At 64.0% G+C, this 22,351-nt stretch carries 20 protein-coding genes; 12 read left to right on the top strand and 8 right to left on the bottom strand.

Annotation, left to right across the window (positions count from 1 at the left end):
- Positions 1-232 precede the first annotated feature (232 nt).
- Both R5H29_RS09440 and R5H29_RS09435 read left to right on the top strand, forming a co-directional pair.
- Positions 233-2,755: a membrane-bound PQQ-dependent dehydrogenase, glucose/quinate/shikimate family gene (locus tag R5H29_RS09440; RefSeq protein WP_332329097.1), complete on the top strand. Its 2,523-nt coding sequence runs from the start codon at positions 233-235 to the stop codon at positions 2,753-2,755.
- Between the two features lie 205 nt (positions 2,756-2,960).
- Positions 2,961-3,467, top strand: coding sequence for an REP-associated tyrosine transposase (locus R5H29_RS09435; protein WP_332329096.1), 507 nt, complete (start codon positions 2,961-2,963; stop codon positions 3,465-3,467).
- Between the two features lie 124 nt (positions 3,468-3,591).
- Here R5H29_RS09435 and R5H29_RS09430 read toward each other — a convergent pair whose 3' ends face one another.
- Together R5H29_RS09430 and R5H29_RS09425 are read right to left on the bottom strand one after the other, a co-directional pair.
- A complete protein-coding gene (locus tag R5H29_RS09430; protein WP_019660358.1) occupies positions 3,592-3,993 on the bottom strand; it encodes a DUF3037 domain-containing protein in 402 nt (133 codons plus the stop codon).
- Positions 3,971-4,747, bottom strand: a complete 777-nt coding sequence (locus R5H29_RS09425; RefSeq protein ID WP_155029802.1) for a HipA family kinase — start codon at positions 4,745-4,747, stop codon at positions 3,971-3,973. The genes R5H29_RS09430 and R5H29_RS09425 overlap by 23 nt, the downstream gene beginning before the upstream one ends.
- Positions 4,748-4,986: 239 nt before the next feature.
- Between R5H29_RS09425 and R5H29_RS09420 the strand changes: the two genes are divergently transcribed.
- The 5 genes from R5H29_RS09420 (at position 4,987) to R5H29_RS09400 (ending at position 10,515) form a co-directional block, all read left to right on the top strand.
- A complete protein-coding gene (locus R5H29_RS09420) occupies positions 4,987-5,316 on the top strand; it encodes a hypothetical protein (RefSeq protein WP_021202747.1) in 330 nt (109 codons plus the stop codon).
- Between the two features lie 166 nt (positions 5,317-5,482).
- Positions 5,483-7,945 (top strand): prolyl oligopeptidase family serine peptidase, encoded by a 2,463-nt coding sequence (locus tag R5H29_RS09415; RefSeq protein WP_332329095.1) that lies wholly within the window; start codon positions 5,483-5,485, stop codon positions 7,943-7,945.
- A gap of 165 nt (positions 7,946-8,110) precedes the next feature.
- The gene (locus R5H29_RS09410) at positions 8,111-9,943 is read left to right on the top strand and encodes a M3 family metallopeptidase (RefSeq protein WP_407073527.1); all 1,833 of its coding nucleotides are present in this window, start codon (positions 8,111-8,113) and stop codon (positions 9,941-9,943) included.
- A 36-nt stretch (positions 9,944-9,979) separates the two neighbouring features.
- Positions 9,980-10,114 carry a hypothetical protein gene (locus tag R5H29_RS09405; RefSeq protein ID WP_258009974.1) on the top strand — a complete coding sequence of 45 codons (135 nt, stop codon included), beginning with the start codon at positions 9,980-9,982 and terminating at the stop codon, positions 10,112-10,114.
- Between the two features lie 80 nt (positions 10,115-10,194).
- Complete coding sequence (locus tag R5H29_RS09400) at positions 10,195-10,515, top strand: hypothetical protein (RefSeq protein WP_058981328.1); 321 nt, start codon at positions 10,195-10,197, stop codon at positions 10,513-10,515.
- A 13-nt stretch (positions 10,516-10,528) separates the two neighbouring features.
- Here R5H29_RS09400 and R5H29_RS09395 read toward each other — a convergent pair whose 3' ends face one another.
- The gene (locus R5H29_RS09395) at positions 10,529-11,512 is read right to left on the bottom strand and encodes a hypothetical protein (protein ID WP_332329094.1); all 984 of its coding nucleotides are present in this window, start codon (positions 11,510-11,512) and stop codon (positions 10,529-10,531) included.
- A gap of 138 nt (positions 11,513-11,650) precedes the next feature.
- Between R5H29_RS09395 and R5H29_RS09390 the strand changes: the two genes are divergently transcribed.
- Positions 11,651-12,616, top strand: a complete 966-nt coding sequence (locus tag R5H29_RS09390) for a DUF2268 domain-containing putative Zn-dependent protease (RefSeq protein ID WP_332329110.1) — start codon at positions 11,651-11,653, stop codon at positions 12,614-12,616.
- A gap of 47 nt (positions 12,617-12,663) precedes the next feature.
- On the top strand, positions 12,664-13,494 hold the full coding sequence (locus tag R5H29_RS09385; RefSeq protein ID WP_332329093.1) for an SGNH/GDSL hydrolase family protein: 831 nt from the start codon (positions 12,664-12,666) through the stop codon (positions 13,492-13,494).
- 89 nt (positions 13,495-13,583) lie between these two features.
- Here the strand turns inward: R5H29_RS09385 and R5H29_RS09380 are convergent, their stop codons facing one another.
- Positions 13,584-14,129 carry a thioesterase family protein gene (locus R5H29_RS09380; protein WP_332329092.1) on the bottom strand — a complete coding sequence of 182 codons (546 nt, stop codon included), beginning with the start codon at positions 14,127-14,129 and terminating at the stop codon, positions 13,584-13,586.
- 69 nt (positions 14,130-14,198) lie between these two features.
- On the opposite strand from R5H29_RS09380, the gene R5H29_RS09375 reads away from it, so the two are divergent.
- From R5H29_RS09375 to R5H29_RS09365, 3 genes are all read left to right on the top strand, one after another.
- A complete protein-coding gene (locus tag R5H29_RS09375) occupies positions 14,199-14,780 on the top strand; it encodes a TetR/AcrR family transcriptional regulator (protein ID WP_332329091.1) in 582 nt (193 codons plus the stop codon).
- A gap of 44 nt (positions 14,781-14,824) precedes the next feature.
- Complete coding sequence (locus R5H29_RS09370) at positions 14,825-15,205, top strand: VOC family protein (RefSeq protein WP_031269802.1); 381 nt, start codon at positions 14,825-14,827, stop codon at positions 15,203-15,205.
- A gap of 224 nt (positions 15,206-15,429) precedes the next feature.
- The gene (locus R5H29_RS09365) at positions 15,430-15,948 is read left to right on the top strand and encodes a hypothetical protein (protein WP_021202757.1); all 519 of its coding nucleotides are present in this window, start codon (positions 15,430-15,432) and stop codon (positions 15,946-15,948) included.
- 46 nt (positions 15,949-15,994) lie between these two features.
- On the opposite strand, the gene R5H29_RS09360 is transcribed toward R5H29_RS09365, so the two are convergent.
- From R5H29_RS09360 to R5H29_RS09345, 4 genes are all read right to left on the bottom strand, one after another.
- A complete protein-coding gene (locus R5H29_RS09360) occupies positions 15,995-18,106 on the bottom strand; it encodes a TonB-dependent receptor domain-containing protein (protein WP_332329090.1) in 2,112 nt (703 codons plus the stop codon).
- A 193-nt stretch (positions 18,107-18,299) separates the two neighbouring features.
- Positions 18,300-19,679, bottom strand: a complete 1,380-nt coding sequence (locus R5H29_RS09355) for a serine hydrolase domain-containing protein (protein WP_332329089.1) — start codon at positions 19,677-19,679, stop codon at positions 18,300-18,302.
- Positions 19,680-19,863: 184 nt separating this feature from the next.
- The gene (locus R5H29_RS09350) at positions 19,864-20,664 is read right to left on the bottom strand and encodes a hypothetical protein (protein ID WP_332329088.1); all 801 of its coding nucleotides are present in this window, start codon (positions 20,662-20,664) and stop codon (positions 19,864-19,866) included.
- Positions 20,657-22,342, bottom strand: a complete 1,686-nt coding sequence (locus R5H29_RS09345) for a hypothetical protein (RefSeq protein WP_134955320.1) — start codon at positions 22,340-22,342, stop codon at positions 20,657-20,659. The genes R5H29_RS09350 and R5H29_RS09345 overlap by 8 nt, the downstream gene beginning before the upstream one ends.
- Positions 22,343-22,351: the final 9 nt, after the last annotated feature.

Here is a 22,351-nt window from a genome sequence, read left to right as displayed (position 1 = left end):
TGCGGTAGAGTCGACTGTCAGTCGACTGCTCTGCGCAGGGCGATGAAAAGCCCGCGCTGCGCGCGATAGTCGACCAACAGTCGACTCTACCCAGCCGACAATCACCCAGCCGACAATCACCCAGTCGGCAACCACCCAGCCGACGATCACCCCGTCAGGTCCACCCAGAAAATACGCGCGCGCTTCACATCGGCGGTGGGATAAGGGCGCATGCTGCCCCCGGAGATCGACGATGTCCGCCACGCCGCAGTCCGCTCCCGCCCGCGCCTCCCGGCATCCCCTTGTCACCGTGCTGTCGCTGCTGCTGGTCGTGCTCGGCCTGGTCATCGGCGGCTTGGGGGCGTGGCTGCTCAGTCTCGGGGGCTCGGCCTACTACGCCATCGCCGGGGCCGGCCTGCTGGCCAGCGGCCTCCTGCTGTTCGGCAACCGTCGCAGCGGCGCGCTGCTGTACGCGCTGGTGTTCATCGGCACACTGCTGTGGACCTGGTGGGAGTCGGGCAGCGACTACTGGCGTTGGGTGCCGCGCCTGGGCCTCGTTACGGCCCTGGGCATCGTGGTGGCGCTGCTGGCACCGACCCTGCGCGAACCGGTGTCCAAGCGCCTGTCGCGCAGCGTGGCGGGCGTGCTGATGCTGGTGTTCGTAGCTGCCTTCGGCCTGGCCTTTGCGCCGCATGGTGAAGTGGACGGGCACCTGCCGTTCCCGGAAGGCGCGGTCAGCGCCGGACTGGAACCTACGCGCGATACCACTGGCCTGCAGCCGGCTGACCAGCCCGCCGAAGGCGACTGGCCGGCCTGGGGGCGCAGCAATGCCGGCGCCCGCTACTCGCCGCTGCAGCAGATCACCCCGGCCAACGTGGCCACGTTGCAGCTGGCCTGGCAGTTCCGTACTGGCGACATGCCGAACAAGCGCTGGGGTGCGGAAACCACGCCGCTGAAGGTCGGCGACCGCCTGTACCTGTGCACCGCGCGCAACCGCCTGATCGCACTCGACGCCGCCAGTGGCAAGGAACTGTGGCGGTTCGATCCAAAGGTGAGGGATGCTTCGATTCCGTATACCGCCGCCTGTCGTGGCGTGAGCTATTACGAGCAGCCCAGCACGCCGACCATTGCCGATGCGGCGTTGGCCGATGCCGCTGCGGATCTGGCCCTTCCCGAGCCACCGCCAACGGTCACCCGCAGCGCCGCACCCGGCAGCCGTCCGGCGTGCTGGGCGCGCATCATCGAAGGCACGCTGGACGGGCGCATCATTGCAGTGGACGCGGACAGCGGCCGTCCGTGCGTGAATTTCGGCAACAACGGCCAGGTCGACATCACCCTGGGCATGGGCGAGGTCCCACCGGGCTATGTTTCGATCACCTCGCCACCGGCCATCGTGCGTGGAGTGATCGTCACGGGTCACCAGGTGCTGGATGGGCAGCGCCGCGATGCGCCGTCGGGCGTGATCCAGGCCTACGACGCGGTCAGCGGCAAGCTGCGCTGGGCGTGGGACATGGACCAGCCCGAGCGCAGCGGACTGCCGCCACGCGAGCAGACCTATACGCGTGGCACCCCGAACATGTGGACCACGGCCACCGGTGATGAGGCGCTCGGGCTGGTCTACCTGCCGCTGGGCAATTCAGCCGGCGACTACTGGAGTGGCTCACGCACGGAAAACCAGAACCGCTACTCGACCTCGCTGGTGGCGATCGACGTTAGCACTGGCAAGCCGGCCTGGCATTTCCAGGCCGTGCGCAAGGATGTGTGGGACTACGACCTCGGTTCGCAGGCCAGCCTGATCGACTACCCGACGGCTGCAGGCAAGGTGCCGGCGATCCTGCTGCCGACCAAGCAGGGTGACATCTACATTCTCGACCGCCGCAACGGCCAGCTGCTGACCGCTGCCGAAGAGCGCAAGGTACCGGTGGGTGGCGTCGAGCCCGAGCAGCGTTCACCCACCCAGCTGTTCTCGCTGTACCACACGCTGCGTCGCGAGCATGACCTGACCGAGCGTGACATGTGGGGCATCACCCCGATCGACCAGCTGGTCTGCCGCATCCAGTTCCGCAAGGCGTACTACGAAGGCTTCTACACGCCGCCGAGCAGCGAGCGCCATTCCATCGAATACCCCGGCTACAACGGCGGCTCGGACTGGGGCAGCGTGTCCATCGACACGCGACGCGGCGTGATCGTAGCCAACTACAACGACATGCCCAACTACAACCGGCTGGTGCCACGCGCGGAGGCCGACCGGCTGGGCTGGTTGCCGCGCGAGAAGATCCGCGCCGACAAGGGCGGTGGCGAGGGCGCCGGCGATCCGCAGGTCGGCACGCCGTATGCCATCGACGTCAACGCCGGTTGGCGCCTGCCATTCACCGGCCTGCTGTGCAAGCAGCCGCCCTATGGCGGCATCCGTGCCATCGACCTGCGCACCGGCAAGCTGCTATGGGACCGCCCGTTCGGCAGTGCGCGCGGCAATGGTCCGTTCGGCATCCGTTCCGGCCTGCCGATCGAGATCGGCACGCCGAACAACGGTGGTTCGGTAGTGACCGCCAGCGGCCTGATCTTCATCGCCGCCGCCACCGATGACCTGCTGCGCGCCATCGACCTGAAGACCGGCAAGGAGCTTTGGCATGCCAAGCTGCCTGCCGGCGGCCAGGCCAACCCGATGGTGTACGAGCAGGGTGGGCGCCAGTACGTGGTGATCATGGCCGGGGGCCACCATTTCATGGAAACCCCGAACGGCGATTACGTGATGGCGTTTGCGCTGCCCAGGTAGGGCCGACAGGTATGACCGGCTGGGTAGAGCCGACCGGGTAGCGTCGACTGTTGGTCGACTGCTCTTCTCTCCCACGCTGGAAAGCCCGCGCTTCGCGCGATAGTCGACTAACAGTCGACTCTACCCAGGCGACTCCACATCCCCGGACGCTGTATCGAGAGGATCCCTGATTCTGGCATTGGTAGTGAACCGATGCCGGAAATCCATGCGGGCGGGCATTCTCGAACTCATGCCAAGTCCCCAACTGCTTTCCGGGCGGCGATCCATCGCGGGCAATGTCTACACCATCACCATGGTGTGCCGGAACCGCCATCGCGTCTTCGATTGTCCTGCCAATGCCGACCTTGCCATGCAGCTCCTCGGATCGATGGATCGGGAAGGCCTGGCTGCATCACTTGCCTGGATCATCATGCCGGATCATCTTCACTGGCTGGCTCAACTTCGTGGTCAATCGCTGGGCTACTGCGTGCAGCGTTTCAAGGCACGCAGCAGCTTTCTAATAAACCGACGGCGAGGGAGCCGGGGGGCAATCTGGCAGGCGGGTTATTGCGATCATGCGATCCGCAGTGACGCGTCGCTGCACAGGCACGCTTGCTACATTCTGGCAAATCCCGTTCAAGCCGGTCTTGCCGCGCAGATCAGTGACGATCCGTATGGATGGTGCCGCTGGCCGTTGAGCGAGCTTGAGCCGGCAGGCGAGCGCGAATGGTGATGGCACCGGCCGGGTGGCGTCTACCGGGTAGAGTCGACTGTTAGTCGACTGCCATTCTAACCACAGCCAAAGAGCCCACGCTGCGCGCGTTAGTCGGCTAACAGTCGACTCTACCCGATCGACGTTACTCGGATGGTGCCGGTACCCGCACCATCTTCGTCATCAAGTGTTCCACCACGCCCGCCGGGTCCGCCGTGCGGCCCACATGCGTGCTCGACATCTGCACAACCGAACTGCGCTTGGCGGTAAGGAAATGGAAGCGCGCTCGCGCGGGCAGCTGCGCGATGGGGCCGGCGCTGGCGTCGCCGCGGCAGATGGCCACGATCGCATCCAGCCACGGCTGCAGCGCCTCCTGGTCCAGCGCCGGCGCGAAGGCGCGCAGGCGCGCAGGATCGATCTCGATGGCCGCCTCCAGATGACGCGCGCCAGGACAGGAGACGATCACCCCGACGTTGATGAATTCCTCGCGTTCCACCCGCGGTACCACGCGGATGACCGCATAGTCATACGTGTGCAGCGTGGGCACGGATGGCCTCCTGCACGAACACCGCACGCACTTTCAGGCGATGCTTGAGATAGTCGATGTAGCCTTGGCGATAGGCCTGCGGGCTTTCGAATGCCGGCTCGTTGACCAGCCAGCTGTCCGGCACCAGGCCGACGATGCGCTCGATCTCGGCATCGGTCAGGCGCGCGGCCAGTTCGGCATCCACCTCGGCGACGCGGCTGGCGAACGACAGCAGCACGTGGTCGCGGATCAGCACGAACGGCTTTTCGCAGGCATCGCCGGCGTTGGCCCAGTCGTGATGGAAATACATGGCGGCACCGTGATCGATCAGGTACAGCTTTCGATGCCACACCATCAGGTTGGGATTGCGCGTGGTGCGATCGACGTTGCTGGTGAACGCATCGAACCAGACGATGCGCGAGGCGAGGTCTGGATCCACCGGCATTGCCGCCGGATCGTAATTGATCGCGCCGGGCAAATAGTCCAGGCCCAGATTCAGGCCCTCGCTGGCGCGGATCAGCTCCTGGATCTCCGGGTCGGGCTCAGTGCGGGCGAACTCGCGGTCCAGCTCGACGAACAGGATTTCCGGAATCGGCAGGCCCAGCGTGCGTGCCATCTCGCCGGCGATCAGCTCGGCGATCAACGCTTTCGGGCCCTGGCCGGCGCCACGAAACTTCAGCACGGCCATGCCGTCGTCGTCGGTCTCGACCACGGCCGGCAGGGAGCCACCTTCCCGCAAGGGCGTGATGTAGCGGAGGGCATGTACGGTGCGCATGCGTGCATTCTAGCGTGGGTGCAGGTGCAACCCTCTGATCGGCGAGGACCGATTTCGGCCTTCACCTGTCCCTTCCGCCTGCGATGGCAGCATCGTGCTCCAGGAACCCTTGGGTTCATGGGCGTACTGGCACTCTCGATGCAGAGGCTCCAGGCTGGGTACCTGCTCGGCTGCCAGCGACGCGCACTGCGAAGCGGAAACCTCATCCACGATGTCCTGCAGGCTACGGAGGTGCACCGATGAGCGACGAATTCACTCCCATTCTGCCGGCCTTGGACGATGCCAAGGCGGAAGAAATGATCGGCAAGGTCGTACTGGTCGGGGTCACCCGCTATGGTGGGGACGGCCAGGTGAAGGGGCTGGAGCAGTACGCCGGCACGGTGCTGCGCATCAGCGCCGACGAGGGCGTGGTGCTGGCCGACGAGAATGATGGCCACGAGCGCTACCTGCCACCGATGCTGGACCAGTACCAACCGGCCGAGCCCGGCGAGTACCGCATGCGCACCAGCGGCATGATCGTGGTCGATCCCGATTACCTGGCCACCTGGGACCTGCACGCGCAGCAGTAGTGCCAGGCCACGCCCGGCAGGTGCCGGCAGTTCCGCGGCACCTGCCGGGGCCGCACTTTGCCCCATCCGGCCACTAGCCCTTCCGGCCCATTCACGACAACCCCTGCGGTGCTAGATTCGGGTTCATGCCCGATTCCGGGTACCCATTCACACCCAGGGGATAAGGATGCTGATCCGTCGAACCTCTCTGGCGGCGGCCGTTGCCGTTGCCACCGTCGGCCTGCTGGCCGCTGGCCCGGCGCTTGCCGACTACGCCAAGCCGCCGGAATACCTGCTCAAGGTGCTGAAGGCACCGCCGCCGCCGGCGCCGAACGTGGCCCCGGGCGGCCAGCGCCTGCTGTTGACTACCGCGCAGACCTACCCGTCGATCAGCCGTGTCGCCCAGCCTTACCTGAAGCTGGCCGGCGTGCGCCTGGAGCCGAAGAACCGCAGCCGCCATGACACCCCCGGTGGCTACGGCATTCCGGCCTGCGTGGCCGACTTCACCCTGGTCGATATCGGCAGCGGCAAGGAGACCAAGGTCAACCTGCCGCAGGGCTGCGCCACCGGCGCGCTGTGGTCGGCCGATGGCAGCCACTTCGCCTTCCAGAATGCGGTCGATACCAGCGTGCAGCTGTGGGTGGGCGATGCGGCCACCGGCCAGGTGAAGCAGGTGCCGAACGTGCAACTGAACCCGATCTTCGGCTACACCGTGCAGTGGCTGGGCGGCAGCCAGAATCTGCTGGTGAAGCTGGTGCCGGCCAACCAGGGCCCAGCACCGTCCAACGGTGGCGTACCGACCGGCCCGGACGCGCAGGAGTCGCTGGGCAGCAGCGGCGAAAGCAGCACCTACGAAGCCCGCGACACGCTGACCAGCGTGCATGACGAGAAGCTGTTCGCTTATTACGGTGCCTCGCAGCTGGCCGTGGTCGATACCGCCGCCAACAGCGTGCGTCCGGTCGGGCAGCCGGCGCTGTTCAACGAAATCAGCGCCGCACCCGATGGCGTGCACGTGCTGACCGAATCGATCAAGGCGCCATACTCGCATGCGGTGACCTACCAGCGTTTCGCCAACGACGTGGCCGTGCTGGACATCGCCAGCGGCAAATCCACGCCGATTGCCAGCCTGCCGCTGGCCGACCGCGTGCCGGTGCACGGCGTACCGGAAGGCCCGCGCGGTTTCGACTGGCGTGCCACCGATCCGGCCACCCTGGTCTATGCCGAGGCACTGGACAAGGGCGACTGGAAGGTCAACGTGCCGCACCGCGACCGCGTGCTGATGCTGAAGGCCCCGTTCAACGGCAAGCCGACCGAAATCACCCGTACCGCGCAGCGATTTGAGGGCTTCGCATGGACTGCCGATCCGGCCGTGGCGTTCCAGTTCGAGAACGACGAGAACCGCCACTGGATGCAGACCCGCATCGTCGATGTGGACCAGCCGAAGAAGGAAGGCCGCCTGCTGTGGGACATGTCCAGCGATGAGCTGTACGGCAACCCCGGCAACCTGGTCTTTACCCGCCTGCCGAACGGCGCACAGGTCGTGCGCCAGGAGGGTAATCACGTGTTCCTGAGCGGCCGTGGCGCCTCGCCGCAGGGCGACCGTCCGTTCCTGGACCGCCTCGACCTGGGCACGCTGAAAAGCGAGCGCCTGTTCCGCAGCAGCGCCGATGCCTACGAGCAGTTCCTCGGTTTCAGCAACACGCCGGGGCGCTACCTGACCTGGCACCAGTCGGTGATCGATCCTCCGAACGCCTTCATCCGGCAGCAGGGTGAGGCAGTGGCTGATGCGAAGACCGGCGAGGCGCAGTTCGCGTCCACCGCGACCGCGCTGACCAAGCTGGTCGACCCGACCCCGGAGGTGCGCCAGATCAAGAAGCAGCTGGTGACCTACAAGCGTGCCGACGGCGTGGACCTGTCGTTCACCCTGTACACGCCGCCGGGCTACAAGGAAGGCCAGCGCGTGCCGGCGATCCTGTATGCGTACCCGGCCGACTTCGCCAATGCCGCGCAGGCCGGCCAGGTGTCCGGTTCGCAGCAGACCTTCACCCGCCTGCAGCCGTACCGCCTGATGCTGCTGGCCGGCTACGCGATCATCGACAACGCCTCGTTCCCGATCGTGGGTGACCCGAAGAACGCCTACGACACCTACCTGGAGCAGCTGGAAGCCGACGCCAAGGCGGCGGTGGACAAGGCCGTGGACATGGGCGTGGTCGACCGCAACCGCATCGGCGTGACCGGTCACAGCCATGGTGGCCTGATGACCGCCAACCTGATTGCGCACACCAACCTGTTCAAGGCTGGCGTGGCGACCAGCGGTTCGTACAACAAGACCTTTACCCCGTTCGGCTTCCAGAACGAACGCCGCTCGGTCTGGCAGGCGCAGGACGTGTACCTGAAGGCCTCGCCGTTCTTCTATGCCGACAAGATCAAGCTGCCGCTGCTGCTGGTCCACGGCGAGGACGACGCCAACCCGGGCACCGAGCCGTTCCAGTCGCGCAAGCTCTACCAGGCGATCCGCGGCAACGGCGGCACCACCCGCCTGGTGATGCTGCCGAACGAACCGCACTGGTACACCGCATTGGAATCGAACGAGCAGCTGGTGGCGGAAATGCTGAACTGGTTCGACACCTACGTGAAGAACGCCAAGTAAGGGAACAGAAAGGCCACCTCCGGGTGGCCTTTCTGTCTCGGGATGTGAGTGGGCAGACGGCCTGGATCCGGATGCGCAATCGGGAATCGGGAAGCCACCTGCCATGCGGCATGCGGGGCCACCCGGGCTGCTAAGCTGGGAATGGAAACGGACCAGGAGACATCGATGCATCGCAATGGAATGCGCGCCATCACTTTTGTCATCGCGACGCTGTTGGCCGGGATGACACACGGAGTCGAAGCGCAGGCTCTGCGGGCAGATGACCGCAGCTACTTTGGCAGCGCCTCCCTTGAACGTGAGGCATGGCAGAACCTCGAGCGCAGCACCGATGCCCTCAAGGCCCTTCAGGCGCCGCCAGACGTGCGGTTCCAGCAGGCCGAGCAGCTGTATGGCGAGTGCCTCCGGCACCATGGCTACCTGCATCTTCAGGCAGCGCGCAATGCTGATGATGCCCGGCTGGCCAACACCCAGGGCGAAGTGGCCGGCACATGTGGACGCATCGCGGCGATTGCCAAGCAGGCATTACGTGATGCGCCCGCGCAGGCTGCCTGGATCGAGCCGCATGCCGACCTGCGTGAACGGGCGTTGCGGGAGGGTGTGCAGCCGGCCAATGCAGCGCTGGTGGATGCGGTCGACACGTTGGCCGACCCGGCGCTGGACAGCTTCGGGCGACTGCACCGGCAGCTGCTGCAATCGGCGCCCTTTGCGCGCTTCGAACATGAAGGCGGCACGTTTGACAGCCGCACCGATGCGCGAGCCCTTTCCCGCCTGCCGGACCGTTCACTGCGCGAAGCGGCATGGCGTGCTTACTGGCAGGGAATGGCGTCGCGGCGCAGCGAAATGGCAACGGTGCTGCTGGGCCTGGTCCGCCTCAACGAGCAAGCGTCGGAACTGCAGGGCGATGGAACTGCGCCTGACCGCAGCTACCGGCACATGGGCCTGGATCAGGCCGCCGTCGACGCGACACTGGCGGCGGTAGCGCGCCACGCGCCGCTGCGACGCAACTACCAACAGATGCAGTTGACCCATCTTGAGCGCATGGGCCAAGCCTCCCCAAGGATCTGGGACATGGGCCTGCCTGATGCGGGCTATATCCCTCCGCCGCTTGACCTGGCGCAATTGCGTGATGCGGCAGCGGCATCGATGCAGGTGCTGGGGCCGGACTACGTGACAGGGCTGCGCGGGCTGCTCGATCCTGCGGGCGGACACATGGATCTGGGTGGATCGGCAGGGCGGCGCGCGATGGATGCGTTTTCGATCAGCGCCCCTGGCGCGCCTTCGCTGCTGTTCGTTGGTCATCGACAGGGCGATCTGGAGGGGGATGTCCAGATCGCTCACGAAGCCGGCCATGCCATGCATGGGCAGTGGATGCAGCGCGGTGGCGCATCCTCGTTCCAGCGCAACGGCAACAAGTGGTTGACCGAGGCCTTCGCCATCTACAACGAACTGAAGTTCCGCGATCAGCTCTATCGGCAGGCCAGCGATCCACGTGCCAAGGCGTATTACCTGAAGTCGTTGCTCGATGACATCATCCTGCAGCTGTTCGTATCGTCTGAAGAGGCCGATCTGGAACAGTCCATCTATCAGCAAGTGGCCGCCGATGAGGTTGGCAACGCAGACGCGCTTGATGCGATGACGGTGAAGGTACTGGGCCGGTATGGCGGCGCATCGGAGCAGTATCCCGAGCTGCGCAGCACCTGGGTATCCAAGCGGCTGATGTATGAGGATCCGCTTTACCTGGCCAATTACCTGTATGCCGGATTGATTGCGGTGCAGCTCTTCGCACAGGACCAGCAGGATCCGGAGGGATTCAGGGAGCGCTACCTGGCCGTCCTGGGCGAAGGGTTTGATCGCCCGCCGCAGCAGCAGGTCGAGCAGTTGCTGAATGCGAAGCCCGACTGGCCACGCCTGGTCGAGCAGGATCTGGGCCTCTTCCAGCAGTACCTGGCGCAGCTGCAGGTACTGCACGCGGAAATCGAGCGCCAGCGCGGTCGCTGAACAGGCGACAGCCTGCTGCTGACCGGCACCCGGGTGATGTACGCGGTGCGCAGCGAGCCGGACGCGCTTTCCGCGGTCCTCGACTCGGCCAGCAATGCGCCGGCCGCGCGCGAAGCGAACCGGATGGTGCCCCAGGGTGACCTCGTGTCATTGGCCGTTGCGATCGCGTAACCGTATGTGATGCGGGTGCAATGGCGTGCGGAAGCTGCGATACGCTGCAGGCCTGTTGCTGTCTGCCATGGGTTTCACCAATGAAGTCCAAACGTATCGCCGCAGTGTTGGCGCTGGTGATGACGCCGATCCTGCATGCGCAATCACTCCCCTCCGAACTGGCGCAGCTGGGCATTGTTGCCGGCATGCCTTATGCCAAGGCCAAGCGCCTGATGGATGCGGCAGGGTGGCAGGCGAGTCCGGTCCAGGGCGCGCCTGAGTCACTCGAGGGCTTTCCGGAAGTTGGATGCCAGAAGGGCGCCAAGCAATGCGCAACAACCTTCGAAAAGGGCGGGCAGCAGGTCGCGATGCGGCTGGGCACTACCCTGGCAGGGCAGCCGTTCGTGCAGGGCGCTGATTGAGCGCCTGCTGCGCTCACGCCAGCGGCAGACTGTGCTGCGCGTGCGACAGGCGGTCGTGCAGCGCACGCACGTGCTCGGCCTTGGCATGGATGCGCGCGGTATCACCGAAACTGCGCAGGTAGGTGCACGCGGCAAAGCCAGCGCTCTTCTTTTCGTATTCGGCAATCCAGGCCAGACGGTCCGGGTTGTTGGCCTGTTCGGCTGACCACGCGGCCACCGGTGGGCGGATGCGGTATTTCAGGCCGACGCGCCAGGGCTTCGGTGTCAGTCGCGCACGGAAGCAATGCTGCAGCCGGCACATGCGCGCGTACAGGGCGTCGGTACCCAGCGCCTTGAAGAAGGCCTGCAGTTGCTCGTCCTCGGGCGAGAACGTGGCATGCATGACCAGCACGCGTAGTCCGGCTGGCGTGCGGTAGGCGCGCAGATGCCAGTCCGGATGCTGTTCGCTGAAGGCCGCGACCCGCTGCAGCGCCACACCTTCGGCGCCACCGGCGGCGGCCAGCCGCCGCCTGCGCTGCATCAGCATCGCGGCATTCACCAGCACTACGGCCGCCACGCCCCATACCAGTCCCACCAGCCAGTGCCACAGCAGGGTGCCGACGATGGCGCCAGCAAACAGCAGCGCTGCGGCGATGACAGCGGGCATCACGCAACCCGCCGGTGGCTGCGCATGGTCGATATCGGCGAACAGCACGTCAGGGGTATTGAGGCAGAGCGCACCGTAGCTGTTGCGGGTGATGATGACGTCGCCGTCGCGCTGCACGATCTGCTCGCGGATCGGAACGCCCTCCACGCCGTAGTTGCTGCGCACTTCGCGTCGCGGAAGCGCCTGCCCGGCGAGGATGGCATTGAGGGCTTCGTTGGCGCGGCGGTCGGCGTGCACCTGCGCCTCGGCAGGGCCTTCGTCGGACCAGCCGAAGCGGCGCACGACCACCGGCCGGCCACGGAAACGGGCCTGCAGGCGGGCTTCGGCCCAGTACGCGGGAACGATCATCATCGTGCGGTGCTCCATCTTCCATGGCAGGTGCCGAAGCGAGTCTGGCACAGCGCCGGTGCGCCCGCATCCGCCTGCTGCAGTGGGCCGGGCGGAGTGATAGATTGCGCGCTTCGCATGCACTCCACCAAGGACGGAGCGATGTTCATGATCCTGCGCGGCCTGTTGGCCCTGGCCTGTGCCGGGGCGGTAGGCGTGGCCACCGCAGCGGTACCTGCAGGGCCGCAGATCCTCACCGAGGATGTCAGCCGTTTCTATGCACTTTATGACAGCGCTGGCTGCAAGCCCAGCGTTGCGCAGCTGCGTGGATACCTGGCCGAGGGTTCGGCCGGCCTGGCCGAACTGGCGAAGGCGCGCCGGGTCACCCCCGAGCGCATTGCCGAGTCCATCGCCAACCAGCCGGAACTGTATGCGCAGGGACGAAGCTGCCTGGCCGAACTGCCAGCGGTGAAGCAACGCCTGACGCAGGTGTTTTCCAACCTGCAGGCGATCTACCCGCAGACCCGGTTCCCGCCGGTGACCATCACGGTGGGCCGCGGCCGGCCGGTCGGGCTGACCTCGAAAAGCGGCGTGATCATTGGCCTGGAAGCGCTGTGCGTGGCCGACTTCATGAATGCCAATGTGCAGGATCGCTTCGTGCATGTGATCGCACACGAATACGTGCACATCCAGCAGACCGGCCTGATCGACTTCGAGCCGGGTGACCCGCGCGCGACAGTGCTGCGTGTTTCGCTGGGCGAGGGCATCGCCGAGTTCATCGCCGAGCTGATTTCCGGCAACGTCGGCAACGGGCGCCACGCGGCCTGGACCCGTGGCCGGGAAGTGCATATCGAAAGCGCGTTCGCGCTGGATCTGGACAGCACCGATCTGTCGCCATGGCTGTACAACTACAAGCCGGGCTCGCAGGAGCCCTATGACCTGGGCTACTGGGTGGGCTACCGCATCGCCAAAGCCTACTACCTGCAGGCCAAGGACAAGCGTGACGCGGTGCGCGCGCTGATCCAGCAGGACAACCCCAAGGCGATCCTGGCTGCCAGTGGCTGGACGCCCGGCATGTGGATGCCGGCCAAGGTGACCGGCGTGGCAGCGCGCGCGGCAGCACGCTGATTGCAGGCCGGGGCGCTAGACTGCCACCGTGAACCGGGAGAGTCTCCATGCGTACTCCTGTAGTGCTTGCCGGAACGTTGGCCATCGCCTTCAGCATTGGCTTGACCGTTCCGACCGCGGCTGCTGAAACGGGCGCGGTCAATCCGATGCTGCTCAAGCCCGTAGAGCAGCTGCGCCCTGATGAGATTCGTTTCATGCAGCAGCGCCTGGCTGATTGGCCGCAGCTGCAGCACTATCGTGATGCCAACGCGCGACTGCCCGCGGCGGCGCCGGGCCAGCCACGCGTGGTCTTCTTCGGCGACTCCATCACCGAAGGCTGGGGCAGGGAAGGCAGCGCGGCTTTCTTCCCCGGCAAGGGCTGGCTCAACCGCGGTATCAGCGGCCAGACCACGGCACAGATGCTGGTGCGCTTCCCGCAAGACGTGCTGGCGCTGAAGCCACAGGTGGTGGTGATCCTGGCCGGTACCAACGATATTGCAGGCAACACCGGTCCATCCACGCAGGCGATGATCGAAGACAACCTGCACGCGATGGTGGACCTGGCCCGCGCACATGGCATCGCCGTGGTGCTGGCATCGGTGCTGCCGGTCAGCGATTACCCATGGATGCCCGGGATCGCGCCTGCGCCCAAGGTGCGTGCGCTGAACACGGCGTTGAAGCGCCATGCCGATGCACAGCAGCTGGTCTATCTGGACTACCACACGCCGATGGCCAATGCCGCCGGCGGACTCGATCCGCAGCTGGCCGAGGATGGCGTGCATCCTACGGCGAAGGGCTATGCGGTGATGGCGCCGCTGGCCGAAGCGGCAGTCAAGCGCGCGCTGCAGCAGAGGTCGCAGCGGCAGGCAGGCTTGTCGACCACCACGTATCGAAACTGATCAGCAGCGGATCTACCGCCCTGTACTGGGGCATCAGCCTACTGCGGCGCGGCGGAAAGCGCCCCATGCAGGTCGCCCCCATCTGTGCCTCAGGCATCGTCCTGCTTCAACGCCGCATCGGCCGCCAGCAGCGCCTCGGCGGCTGCACTGAGCGACGGCGACGGTGGGGCGACCACGCCGATGGCTTCCATCATCTTCGGCATGCCCAGGAACTGGCGCGCGCGACGGTCGTAGATGCCGGTGACCAGCAGCGCACGTGTGGCGATCTTCTGCTCGGACCCGATCAGCACGCGCTGCTCCATGATGCCGCGCGAGCCGACCCAGCCCACCAGGCGAGTTTCCAGGGTAAAGCGCTGGAACGGCTTGAGTTCGCGGCGGAACTGGATGGTGCCGGCACCAACAATCGGCGCCCACTTCTCGCGCAGCGCCACCCGCCCCAGGCCCATGCGCAGGATCAGGTCCAGCCGGCCCAGATCGAAGATGTTCCAGTAGCGGCCGTTGGTCATGTGCAGGTTGCTGTCCAGATCGTTGGGCAGCACACGGAACTGCAGGCGCGAGACCCCGAACGGGGCCTCCAGCTTCGGCCGGGACAGGCTGCAAAGCAGTAGATGGAGCAGGCGGAACCAGAGATTCATGGCTATGACGACTGTTATAGAACGGCCGGTACGCTAATCTATGACGACTGTCTTAGCAAGGCGATCGCCGTGAGTCCACGACCCTCTGATGCCCCGCAACGGGTGATTGATGCCGCAGCACTGATGCTGGCGCGGGTAGGCCTCAATGCCACCAGCATCCGTGAGGTGACCAAGCTGGCCGAGGCGCCGTTGGGCTCCACCTACCACCATTTTCCTGGCGGCAAGCAGGAGCTTCTGGCGCGCGCCACCTACATGGCTGGCGACAAGGTGGAGGCGCTTCTCGTTGAACTGTTGAAAGGCGGAGCCGTGCAGGGCCTGCAGCAGTTCCTGGCGATGTGGCGCGAGCGCCTGCTGCGCTCCGGGTTCCGGGCGGGCTGTCCGGTACTGGCCGCTGCCGTGGAGGAGCCGGTGGAGGCAGTGCCGAGCCAGCCCCGTGCAGCAGCTGCTGAAGTGTTCGCACGTTGGCAGGGGCATCTGGCCGCAGCCTTCATTGCCGACGGCCACGATCTGGTCGCCGCGGGTGGGCTGGCCAATCTGGTGATTGCCAGTGTGGAAGGTGCGGTGGCGATGTGCCGCGCACTGCAGGACATCGCCCCGTTCGACCAGGTCGCAGCGCAGTTGCTGAAGGCCGCCGCGCCACCTGAGCGCTAGAATGCACCCGAACGCGCTACTGCGTGCCCGGCAAGGATGTCCGCATGTTGCACCACCTTTCCCTCGGCGTTCGTGACCTTGATATCGCAGGCCGCTTTTATGACGCCGCGCTCGCCGCACTCGGGTACCGCCGGGTGTTCGAGGACGAGACCGCGATCGGCTATGGGGTGGCCGATGATGAAGACGCGTTGTGCCTGAAGCTGCGTGATGACGCCGCAGCGCCGGGCCCCGGCTTCCACCTGGCGTTCGCTGCAGCGTCCGCAGCGGCGGTGGATGCCTTCCACGCAGCAGCCATCGCCAACGGAGGCGCTGACAATGGAGCGCCCGGACTGCGCCCCGATTACGGTGACTTCTACTACGCCGCGTTCGTGGTCGACCCCGAGGGCCATCGCATCGAGGCGGTGACCAAGGCGCGGCCGGCGTGAAGCAGCCGGGCATTCCGGCGCCAGCCCGCTGAAGCTGCCAATCGCATGCCGTAGCCCGGCATGGCCCATACCAGGCCGACGATCGGCCAGCGCCCGTCCGCCCCTGGTACTCCCCAAGCTGTAGAGGCACGCGCAGTTTTCGATCCTGCCCGACTCTGCGCTATTATCCGCCGGGGGCCTCGGAACGTGGCCCGGCTTCAACCAACCCTGACAAGGACAAGCGCATGGATGTCGCTGCACGCAGGAACAGGACGTTGTTTCGTTGGATCATGGTGGCACTGCTGGCGGTACTGATGCCGTTTGCAGCGCTGGCACAGCCCGCAGCCGGGCAGGCCGATGGCGCCGAAGCCGCCACTGCCACGGAAGAGGCGCAATGTCGCGCCTGCAGCTATGAACGCATCGGGCCCAAAGTCGATATCGGGCTGGTTGCATTAGTGTCGTTGCTGGTGGTGGGTCTGCTGATCGCAGCGTCGCGGGAATGGGGCAGCACGTCGCAGCGCTGGACCTGCCGCACGCTGGCTCTGTTGCTGGTGGGCATCGGCCTGGCGTTGTTGTGGTGGGCTGGCAGCGTCGTCTACCTGGGCTACAACCCGTGGCAGGAAATGGCCGCCCCCGTCGGTGGCTCGCTCACCTCGACACTGCTCACTACCTCACCGAAGTGGCTGGCGGCGCTGGTGTTGATTGGTTTCGCGCCTTCCATCTGGAAGCGCAGCGAACGCCTGCCGGCCTGGCGTATCGGCTGACCCTGGAACGACGGCGCCGGGTCAGACCCGGCGCCGCCTGCGGCCATCAGTCAAAGCGCCAGCGCACGCCCGCATAGACGCCACGGCCTTCGCCTGGCGTCGAGCGCGCGACATCCTTGCCGGCGTCGTCGTAGCCCGGCGTGACCGTGGCCGCGTAGTGGCGGTTGCCGATGTTGCGCATCTCCGCCCAGGCCTGCCAGCGACCACCGGGTGCCTCGTAGCCGATGCGGCTGCCGAAGATCACGTGGCTATCGGCCCAGTAGCTGTTGGCGTAGTCCACCGCGATGCGCGAGGCGTATTCGCTGTTCAGCGCGGCGTACAGGCCGGAGGCATGATCGAAGCGCAGCTCGGCCTGGTAGCTGTGGCGCGGCAGGCCCGGCAGGCGGTTGCTGCCGAAGCGCGCATCGTGGCGGTAACCGAAATCACTGAAGGTGTACGCCTGGCGCAACGACAGGCGCCCCGGCGCGGCCCGCCACAGTGTGCTGTCCAATCCGGCTTCGATGCCACGGTGCACGGTGGGGCTGGCGTTGTTCTCTGCGATGAACAGGTTCGGTACCGGCTGCAGCTCCACGCTCAACAATTCATGGTTCACGTGGGCGTAGTAGCCGGTCAGTTCCCAGCGACCCAGCGCCGCGTCACCGCGCGCGCCCAGTTCCAGCGTGGTGGCGGTCTGGTTCTGCATCGGCACCGGCGCGCGCTGGCGGCCGGTAGACGGGCCATTGCCCGGCCCGAAGTACTGGTTCGAGCCCCAGATCATCGACCACGGGTGCGGCGCCTCCACCGAACGGCTGAGGTTGCCGAACCACTGCGTCTGCGCGCTGTGCTGCCAGGTGAAGCCCAGTCGCGGCGCGTAGTCCCAGTCGTGGTCGCGCAGGCGGCCTCCGCTGCTCGGCCAGGTCACCCGCACGTCGCGGCGGGTGCTGATCAGTGCCAGCCCGGTCTGCATGCGCAGGCGGTCGTTGAAGGTGAGGGTATTGCCGACGTGCAGCGTGCTGTCGGTGCCGTGGTGGCGGAAGTCACGCGTGCGCGTACCGGCGGCATAGCCGTTGCTGGCAAAGCGCAGCGACTCGCGCACATCGGCGTCCAGATCGTGGGTGACGCGCAGACCGATCGTGGTTTGGCTGTCCAGGCCGAACAGCCGGTGGCGGTGGTGGTAGTCCAGCGTGGCGTTGAGGTTGGCGTAGTCCAGCTGCTGGCGGTACAGGCTCTCGTTCAAGTCCATCGGGTACGTGTGGTAGACCAGCCCGGCCTGCAGCGAAGAATCCTCGTCGATCTGCAGCGTGGTGACATTGGCCACCCAGGTGCTGCCCGGCTGCGGGCGGCGCGCATCGATGGCCAGGTTGGCCGCGTTTGCCGCATGCGGATCGTTGCGGATCTGATCGCGGGTCAAGCGACCGGGCGTTTCGTGATTGGTTTCGCGGTAGCGCACGAAGAAACGTGTCTGCAGGTCGGGCGTGATCTGCCAGCCGATGTTGGCCATCGCGCCCTTGCCGTCGCCGCGCGCATGGTGCTGATAACCATCGAACTCGGTATCGGTGTAAGCTAGGAAGTAGTCGACATCACCACTGGCGCCGCCCCAACTGATGCCGCGCTTCTGGTAGCCACGGCTGCCGGCTTCGTAGTGCAGCTGCACGCCCGCCGAATCACGTCCGCTGCGGCTGACGTAGTCGATGGCGCCGCCCAGCGCGAGCGCGCCGCGCTCGAAACCATTGGCGCCCCGCAGCACTTCCACGCGTGAAAGCCACAGCGGTTCGAGCAGCTCGTAGGGCGTGCCGCCCGGGCCGGTCAGTGGCAGGCCGTCGATCGACACCGCAATGCCTGAGGCATGCGCGCCGGGGCCCCGGTTGATGCCCGAGCCCCGGATCGAGATCCTGGTGCCCTCGTTGCCCGGCGACTGCGCACTGATGCCCGGCTGGTAGGCCAGCACATCCGCGCTGGAGGACAGGCGGCTATCGGCCTTGGCCACGTCGATGACGTTGCCGGCGCCGGGTACGCGCTTCAGCGCCTCGCGCGCCTGCGCGCTGGCATCGGCAGCAGCGGAGACCTGCACAGCATCCAGCGTGGTGGCCTGCGGGGCTGCGGCGGCGGTGGAGGAAAGGCCGAGGGAAACGGCCAGGAACAACTGCGACGGGGTGGGGCGGTACGACGAGAGCGACATGCGGAAATGCTGTAAACCACAAAAGTTGTGCGAAAGTTAACAGGTCGGCGGCGTCACGTCACCCGTCGCTCGCGTATGGCCGCCCGCAACATCCATGTAGAGCCGAGCCCATGCTCGGCTATCGCGCGCAGCGCGGGTCTCCTGCGATCGCAACGAAGAGCAGCCAAGCATGGGCTCGGCTCTACAGCAGGGTTTAGGGCGAGGGCTTCGCCAGCGCCTTGGCCTTCGCATACAGCCGATCAGCCGCTTCCCTTTCGCCCAATGCCGCATGGCACTCGGCCAGGCTGTCCCACGCGTTGGCCGAATCCGGATACAGCTCGGTGTTGAGCGTGAACACTTTCAGCGCCTTGCCAGCACCAAGGCTTTCGCGAATGGCATAGCCATCGGCATTGATCGCGCGCTCCAGTTCGCCGGTGGGAACGCCATTACTGTCGCGCAGCCAGCTACGCATCAGCGGCTTCGCATCGGCGCTGTCATCCAGCGCATAGCCGATCAACCGCTCGGACAGCACAGCGTGCGGAAACTCCTGCGGCGCGGCCACCGCCATCGCGCTCTCCACCAGCGTGCTCGACCAGACATTACGGGCGCTGCCGTTGGTCAGGTAAACGAATACCCAGTAGCCGCTGGCCAGCGTGCCCTTGTAGGCCAATCGCGCACGTACACGGGTGCCGCCATCATGGCCGACCTGGGTGTAGCCGTCACTGCGGGTGGTGTCCCAGCCGGTGGAGAAGAAATTGCTGCCGCCACCGCTCAGTTTCTGCGGCTGCCAGAGTTCTTCCAAGATCGCCGTGCGCACCAGCTTGCCGGTGGCCAGTGCCTGCAGGAAGCGGTTCATGTCGCCCACGGTGGTCTGCAGGTCGGCATGGCCCCAGCCGTAGTCCGGCCAAGGGTCTTCATTGGCCGGCTGCAGTTGGCCGTCCTTGCCGATGTACGGCACCGCCGCGCGCGTGGCTGGCACGCTGGTGACACCCCACGAGGTGCTGGCCATCTTCAAAGGCTGCAGGATGCGTTCGCGTGCGATGGCCGGGTAGGGCTTGCGATAGTGCGCTTCCAGCAACGCCGTCAGCACCAGGTAGTTCGCCTGGGTGTACTGCACGCGGCTGCCGGTGGCGAACTGCATCGGCGCCGCGCCGGCCACCTTCAGTGCAGCGGCAAGATTAGGCGCCACACCGGTGTAGCCCTTGCTGACCCAGCGGTTCTCCACCCGGTCGTAGTACTCGCCGATGCCCGAACTGTGGTTGAGGAAGTCGCGCACCGGGATCGTCCGCCAGGCGGCCGGCAGGTCCGGAACATAACGGCTGGCCGGCGCGTCAAGATCCACCTTGCCTTGATCCACCAACTGCATCACCAGCGTGCTGGTCAGCAATTTAGCCATGGACTGCGCGGCGAAGATGGAATCGACGGCGGCAGGTGTGTGCGTAGCGCGATCACGTTCGCCGCTGGCGCCCTGGTACAGCACCTGGTCGTTGTGTGCGACCAGCACCGCCTGGCCGGCAATGCCGTAACGTTCACGGTTGGTCTGCAGCTGGGGGGCAGAGTGCAAACTCAAATTCCCATGAGCTGCTTCTGCCATGTCCAATGGGAAGCACAGGGCAACTAGGAGGATTCCATGAACTATCTTCACTTCGAAGTTCTTCCGTATGGGGTGGTGCAGTTTCGAAGTGGGGCCATAATTCGCTGTGTGATATCAGATGGGTGTTAAATTAGTGACTATCCTGATGGTGTTAGATTCTTGAGATCGGGTGTGTGCTAATCGATCAACCCGTGGCTTGGGCTGAGATTTCCCCATAAAGCACGCCTGCGTCTGAGGCGATTTTTGTTCGAGTCCAGAATACATTCTGTAGGGTGGCAAAGAAATCTTGGTCAATATTTGAGTTGTCGAATTTTAGGAGGCCCTTGGATTTGAGTCGGCTCACTATCGCTCTCCACATAAAAGAACTGTATGCTCTGACAAGGTTCTGGCAGATTCCGCAGATCTCATCAAACGCATCATAACTCGGCGAAACCATGACGCCGCTGGCTTGCCTAAGGCCAAGCTCCATAACATTCTTTCCGCCTAGGCGGCCGAACGAATGCACAGCGGCGTGGCGAAGGATGCATACTTTATGGAATTCGCTCAATGCATTCTTCACGGATTCTGAGTCATTTACATCTATGCCGGTGAGCTTTTTGGTCTCCGATGCGATTGTGGTTGAATTTGAAAAAACTAAACTGTCCACTAGTGATCGTGCGATCGATCGCGGAGAGTAGTAACGGGCGCTGGCAAAATTTACGTCAAATTTTGAGCATAGAGAGTGGGATTCTGGGCAGGATCGAAGTGTGTCTGAAAGGATGATCCTAAAATAGTTCTCAGTCAGTGATACGAGGCCAAGTAATGCAAGGCGAATAATTTCTCTATCTTTATAATTGGTCGCCGTGAATTTTATTAGCTCCTTTAGATTGTCTTCAAAGAAGTCTATTCCGGAGATATTGACCTCATCTTCAACCTCAATGCATCGGCTTACATCTAAATTTTGATGCTGTTCGCTCTCATTTGGCGTTCCGTACGGATCAGACACCTACATATTCCTCCGCAATATTTCGAATTCTGGCGCTCCATATTTTTCCGATGCGTGGAACCTTTAGAAGGGTCTGTGCCTCGTCCAGAATGATGTCTTGAATATAACGAATCTTAGTGGTCTTGATGATTCCGTCTATCTTCTTTCGCGGTATTGGAAGGATTTCTATTGGCTTCTTGAGGAGCTCCTCGTAGAGTGAGGCCTCGGTCAATCTGGAGCCGCAATTCATGCAGAACTTTTGCTCTGCAGCTGCTCGCTCCGTGCCGCAGGTGGCACAGGGAGGCAGGTCAAGTGACAAGTCGTTTACTACATCTTTCAACAAGCGAGAGGGGGAGATCTTGCAATACTCGTGAGCGTCAAAATTTGAAAGTGATCGAGTCAGCTCGGCTGTTGTGAAATTTTGTCCCAGTCCAAGGCCGCCGCCAGAGAAGATTACGGCGGAGTGCAGTTGGTAGCGCTGATAAACGCCAATCTTTCCTCTTGAGTGACTCTTGATTCTTCGTGCGAGTCCCGCGTACTCATAGAACTGAAGAATCTTCTCAAGATTTGCATTGAGTGGTTCCTTGATTCCAACGATCTGAGTGCGCTTCTCTGCTGGCTTTCCTCGATTGTAATCATTGGCTATTGAGATAAGTTCGCTCTTGACGCGCTCCCCTGCAGTTACAAATCTCTTGTAACGAGGGAGTCGATCTGCCAATGCAAGGAAGACGCCATCCACATATGAGGCGTATCCCTCGATTGCGCTGAGGACTCGGCGGCGAGTTATGCTCTTTGCTGTGCTTGCATCACCGATCACATCGGATAGCATGTTAAGGAAGCCGCGTGGTTGCCCGAACGCAGCGAGGGCAATTACATTTATATATTCCTCAAAGCTTGAGCCGAGCCGGACTATTATGGCGTCCCCTAGACGCTTCCTCACAATTTCCTGCATCAGAGGAAGGTAATACTCTTCTGAAGGGTCGTACCAAGCTTCTATGATTTCCGCTTCATGACCAACATTGAAGCTGTGGGAGAAAGATGTGATGCCGGGGTAGATTGCGGCCTTGCCGGCTACCTTGCGTGAACGCAGCTGGCGGAATATTTCGAAGAATTCTCGCTGCTGCTCTAATGAGAACGCGTGAGCCGCGTCGTCCATAAGAAGGACACACCTGGATCGACCGATTCGCAGGATGGTTGCCTCAAGGAATTCAATCATCTCGGACGGAGATGTCTCAATTTCCAGGGACTCAGGCACCACCCCACGCTCCAGATCCCGGATTGCCGATTTTGCAGCGTTGGCTTTGTAGGAAACTTCTTCGTTCGCAGGGACCTTCAGCTCACGTAGTGTTTCGCTAACTCCGACTAAGATCTTGAGAAGCACCCATTGTCGAAAAAGGCGGAGTGCATTCGCTTGAGTGTGGAAAAGGGGCTCAAGAGCTAGCGAGTGGGAATAATTGATGTAGACAGGCAGTGCGTGTTCGGATTCAAGGGTCTCATAATACGCAAGTTTCATGAGGGTCGACTTGCCGGAGCCTCTGGGGCCGAGGAGGAGCTTAACTCCAGGCCCCTTCAGCTTTTCAATTACACCCCTATCGAGATCAGTGAGGGCAGTCCATTGGTGAAGTTCATGTCTAGAAAGGCGCTCGGCGCGCTCTTCGAAAACATTCTGCTCAATCAAATCCTGGTTGGTGAAATTCAATTTGCTACC

Source organism: Stenotrophomonas sp. A3_2, from assembly GCF_036624925.1.
Lineage (GTDB): Bacteria > Pseudomonadota > Gammaproteobacteria > Xanthomonadales > Xanthomonadaceae > Stenotrophomonas > Stenotrophomonas hibiscicola.
The sequence above is the reverse complement of the archived record's forward strand: the minus strand, read 5'-3'. Positions and strand labels throughout refer to the sequence as shown.

Coding starts and splice junctions, on each gene's coding strand:
- R5H29_RS09415 (WP_332329095.1), top strand. CDS start 5,483: ATGCTGATCCGTCGAACCTCTCTGGCGGCGGCCGTTGCCGTTGCCACC.
- R5H29_RS09410 (WP_407073527.1), top strand. CDS start 8,111: ATGCATCGCAATGGAATGCGCGCCATCACTTTTGTCATCGCGACGCTG.
- R5H29_RS09395 (WP_332329094.1), bottom strand. CDS start 11,512: ATGATGATCGTTCCCGCGTACTGGGCCGAAGCCCGCCTGCAGGCCCGT.
- R5H29_RS09425 (WP_155029802.1), bottom strand. CDS start 4,747: ATGCGCACCGTACATGCCCTCCGCTACATCACGCCCTTGCGGGAAGGT.
- R5H29_RS09405 (WP_258009974.1), top strand. CDS start 9,980: ATGTACGCGGTGCGCAGCGAGCCGGACGCGCTTTCCGCGGTCCTCGAC.
- R5H29_RS09370 (WP_031269802.1), top strand. CDS start 14,825: ATGTTGCACCACCTTTCCCTCGGCGTTCGTGACCTTGATATCGCAGGC.
- R5H29_RS09385 (WP_332329093.1), top strand. CDS start 12,664: ATGCGTACTCCTGTAGTGCTTGCCGGAACGTTGGCCATCGCCTTCAGC.
- R5H29_RS09380 (WP_332329092.1), bottom strand. CDS start 14,129: ATGAATCTCTGGTTCCGCCTGCTCCATCTACTGCTTTGCAGCCTGTCC.
- R5H29_RS09390 (WP_332329110.1), top strand. CDS start 11,651: ATGTTCATGATCCTGCGCGGCCTGTTGGCCCTGGCCTGTGCCGGGGCG.
- R5H29_RS09355 (WP_332329089.1), bottom strand. CDS start 19,679: ATGGCAGAAGCAGCTCATGGGAATTTGAGTTTGCACTCTGCCCCCCAG.
- R5H29_RS09435 (WP_332329096.1), top strand. CDS start 2,961: ATGCGGGCGGGCATTCTCGAACTCATGCCAAGTCCCCAACTGCTTTCC.
- R5H29_RS09400 (WP_058981328.1), top strand. CDS start 10,195: ATGAAGTCCAAACGTATCGCCGCAGTGTTGGCGCTGGTGATGACGCCG.
- R5H29_RS09440 (WP_332329097.1), top strand. CDS start 233: ATGTCCGCCACGCCGCAGTCCGCTCCCGCCCGCGCCTCCCGGCATCCC.
- R5H29_RS09420 (WP_021202747.1), top strand. CDS start 4,987: ATGAGCGACGAATTCACTCCCATTCTGCCGGCCTTGGACGATGCCAAG.
- R5H29_RS09365 (WP_021202757.1), top strand. CDS start 15,430: ATGGATGTCGCTGCACGCAGGAACAGGACGTTGTTTCGTTGGATCATG.
- R5H29_RS09360 (WP_332329090.1), bottom strand. CDS start 18,106: ATGTCGCTCTCGTCGTACCGCCCCACCCCGTCGCAGTTGTTCCTGGCC.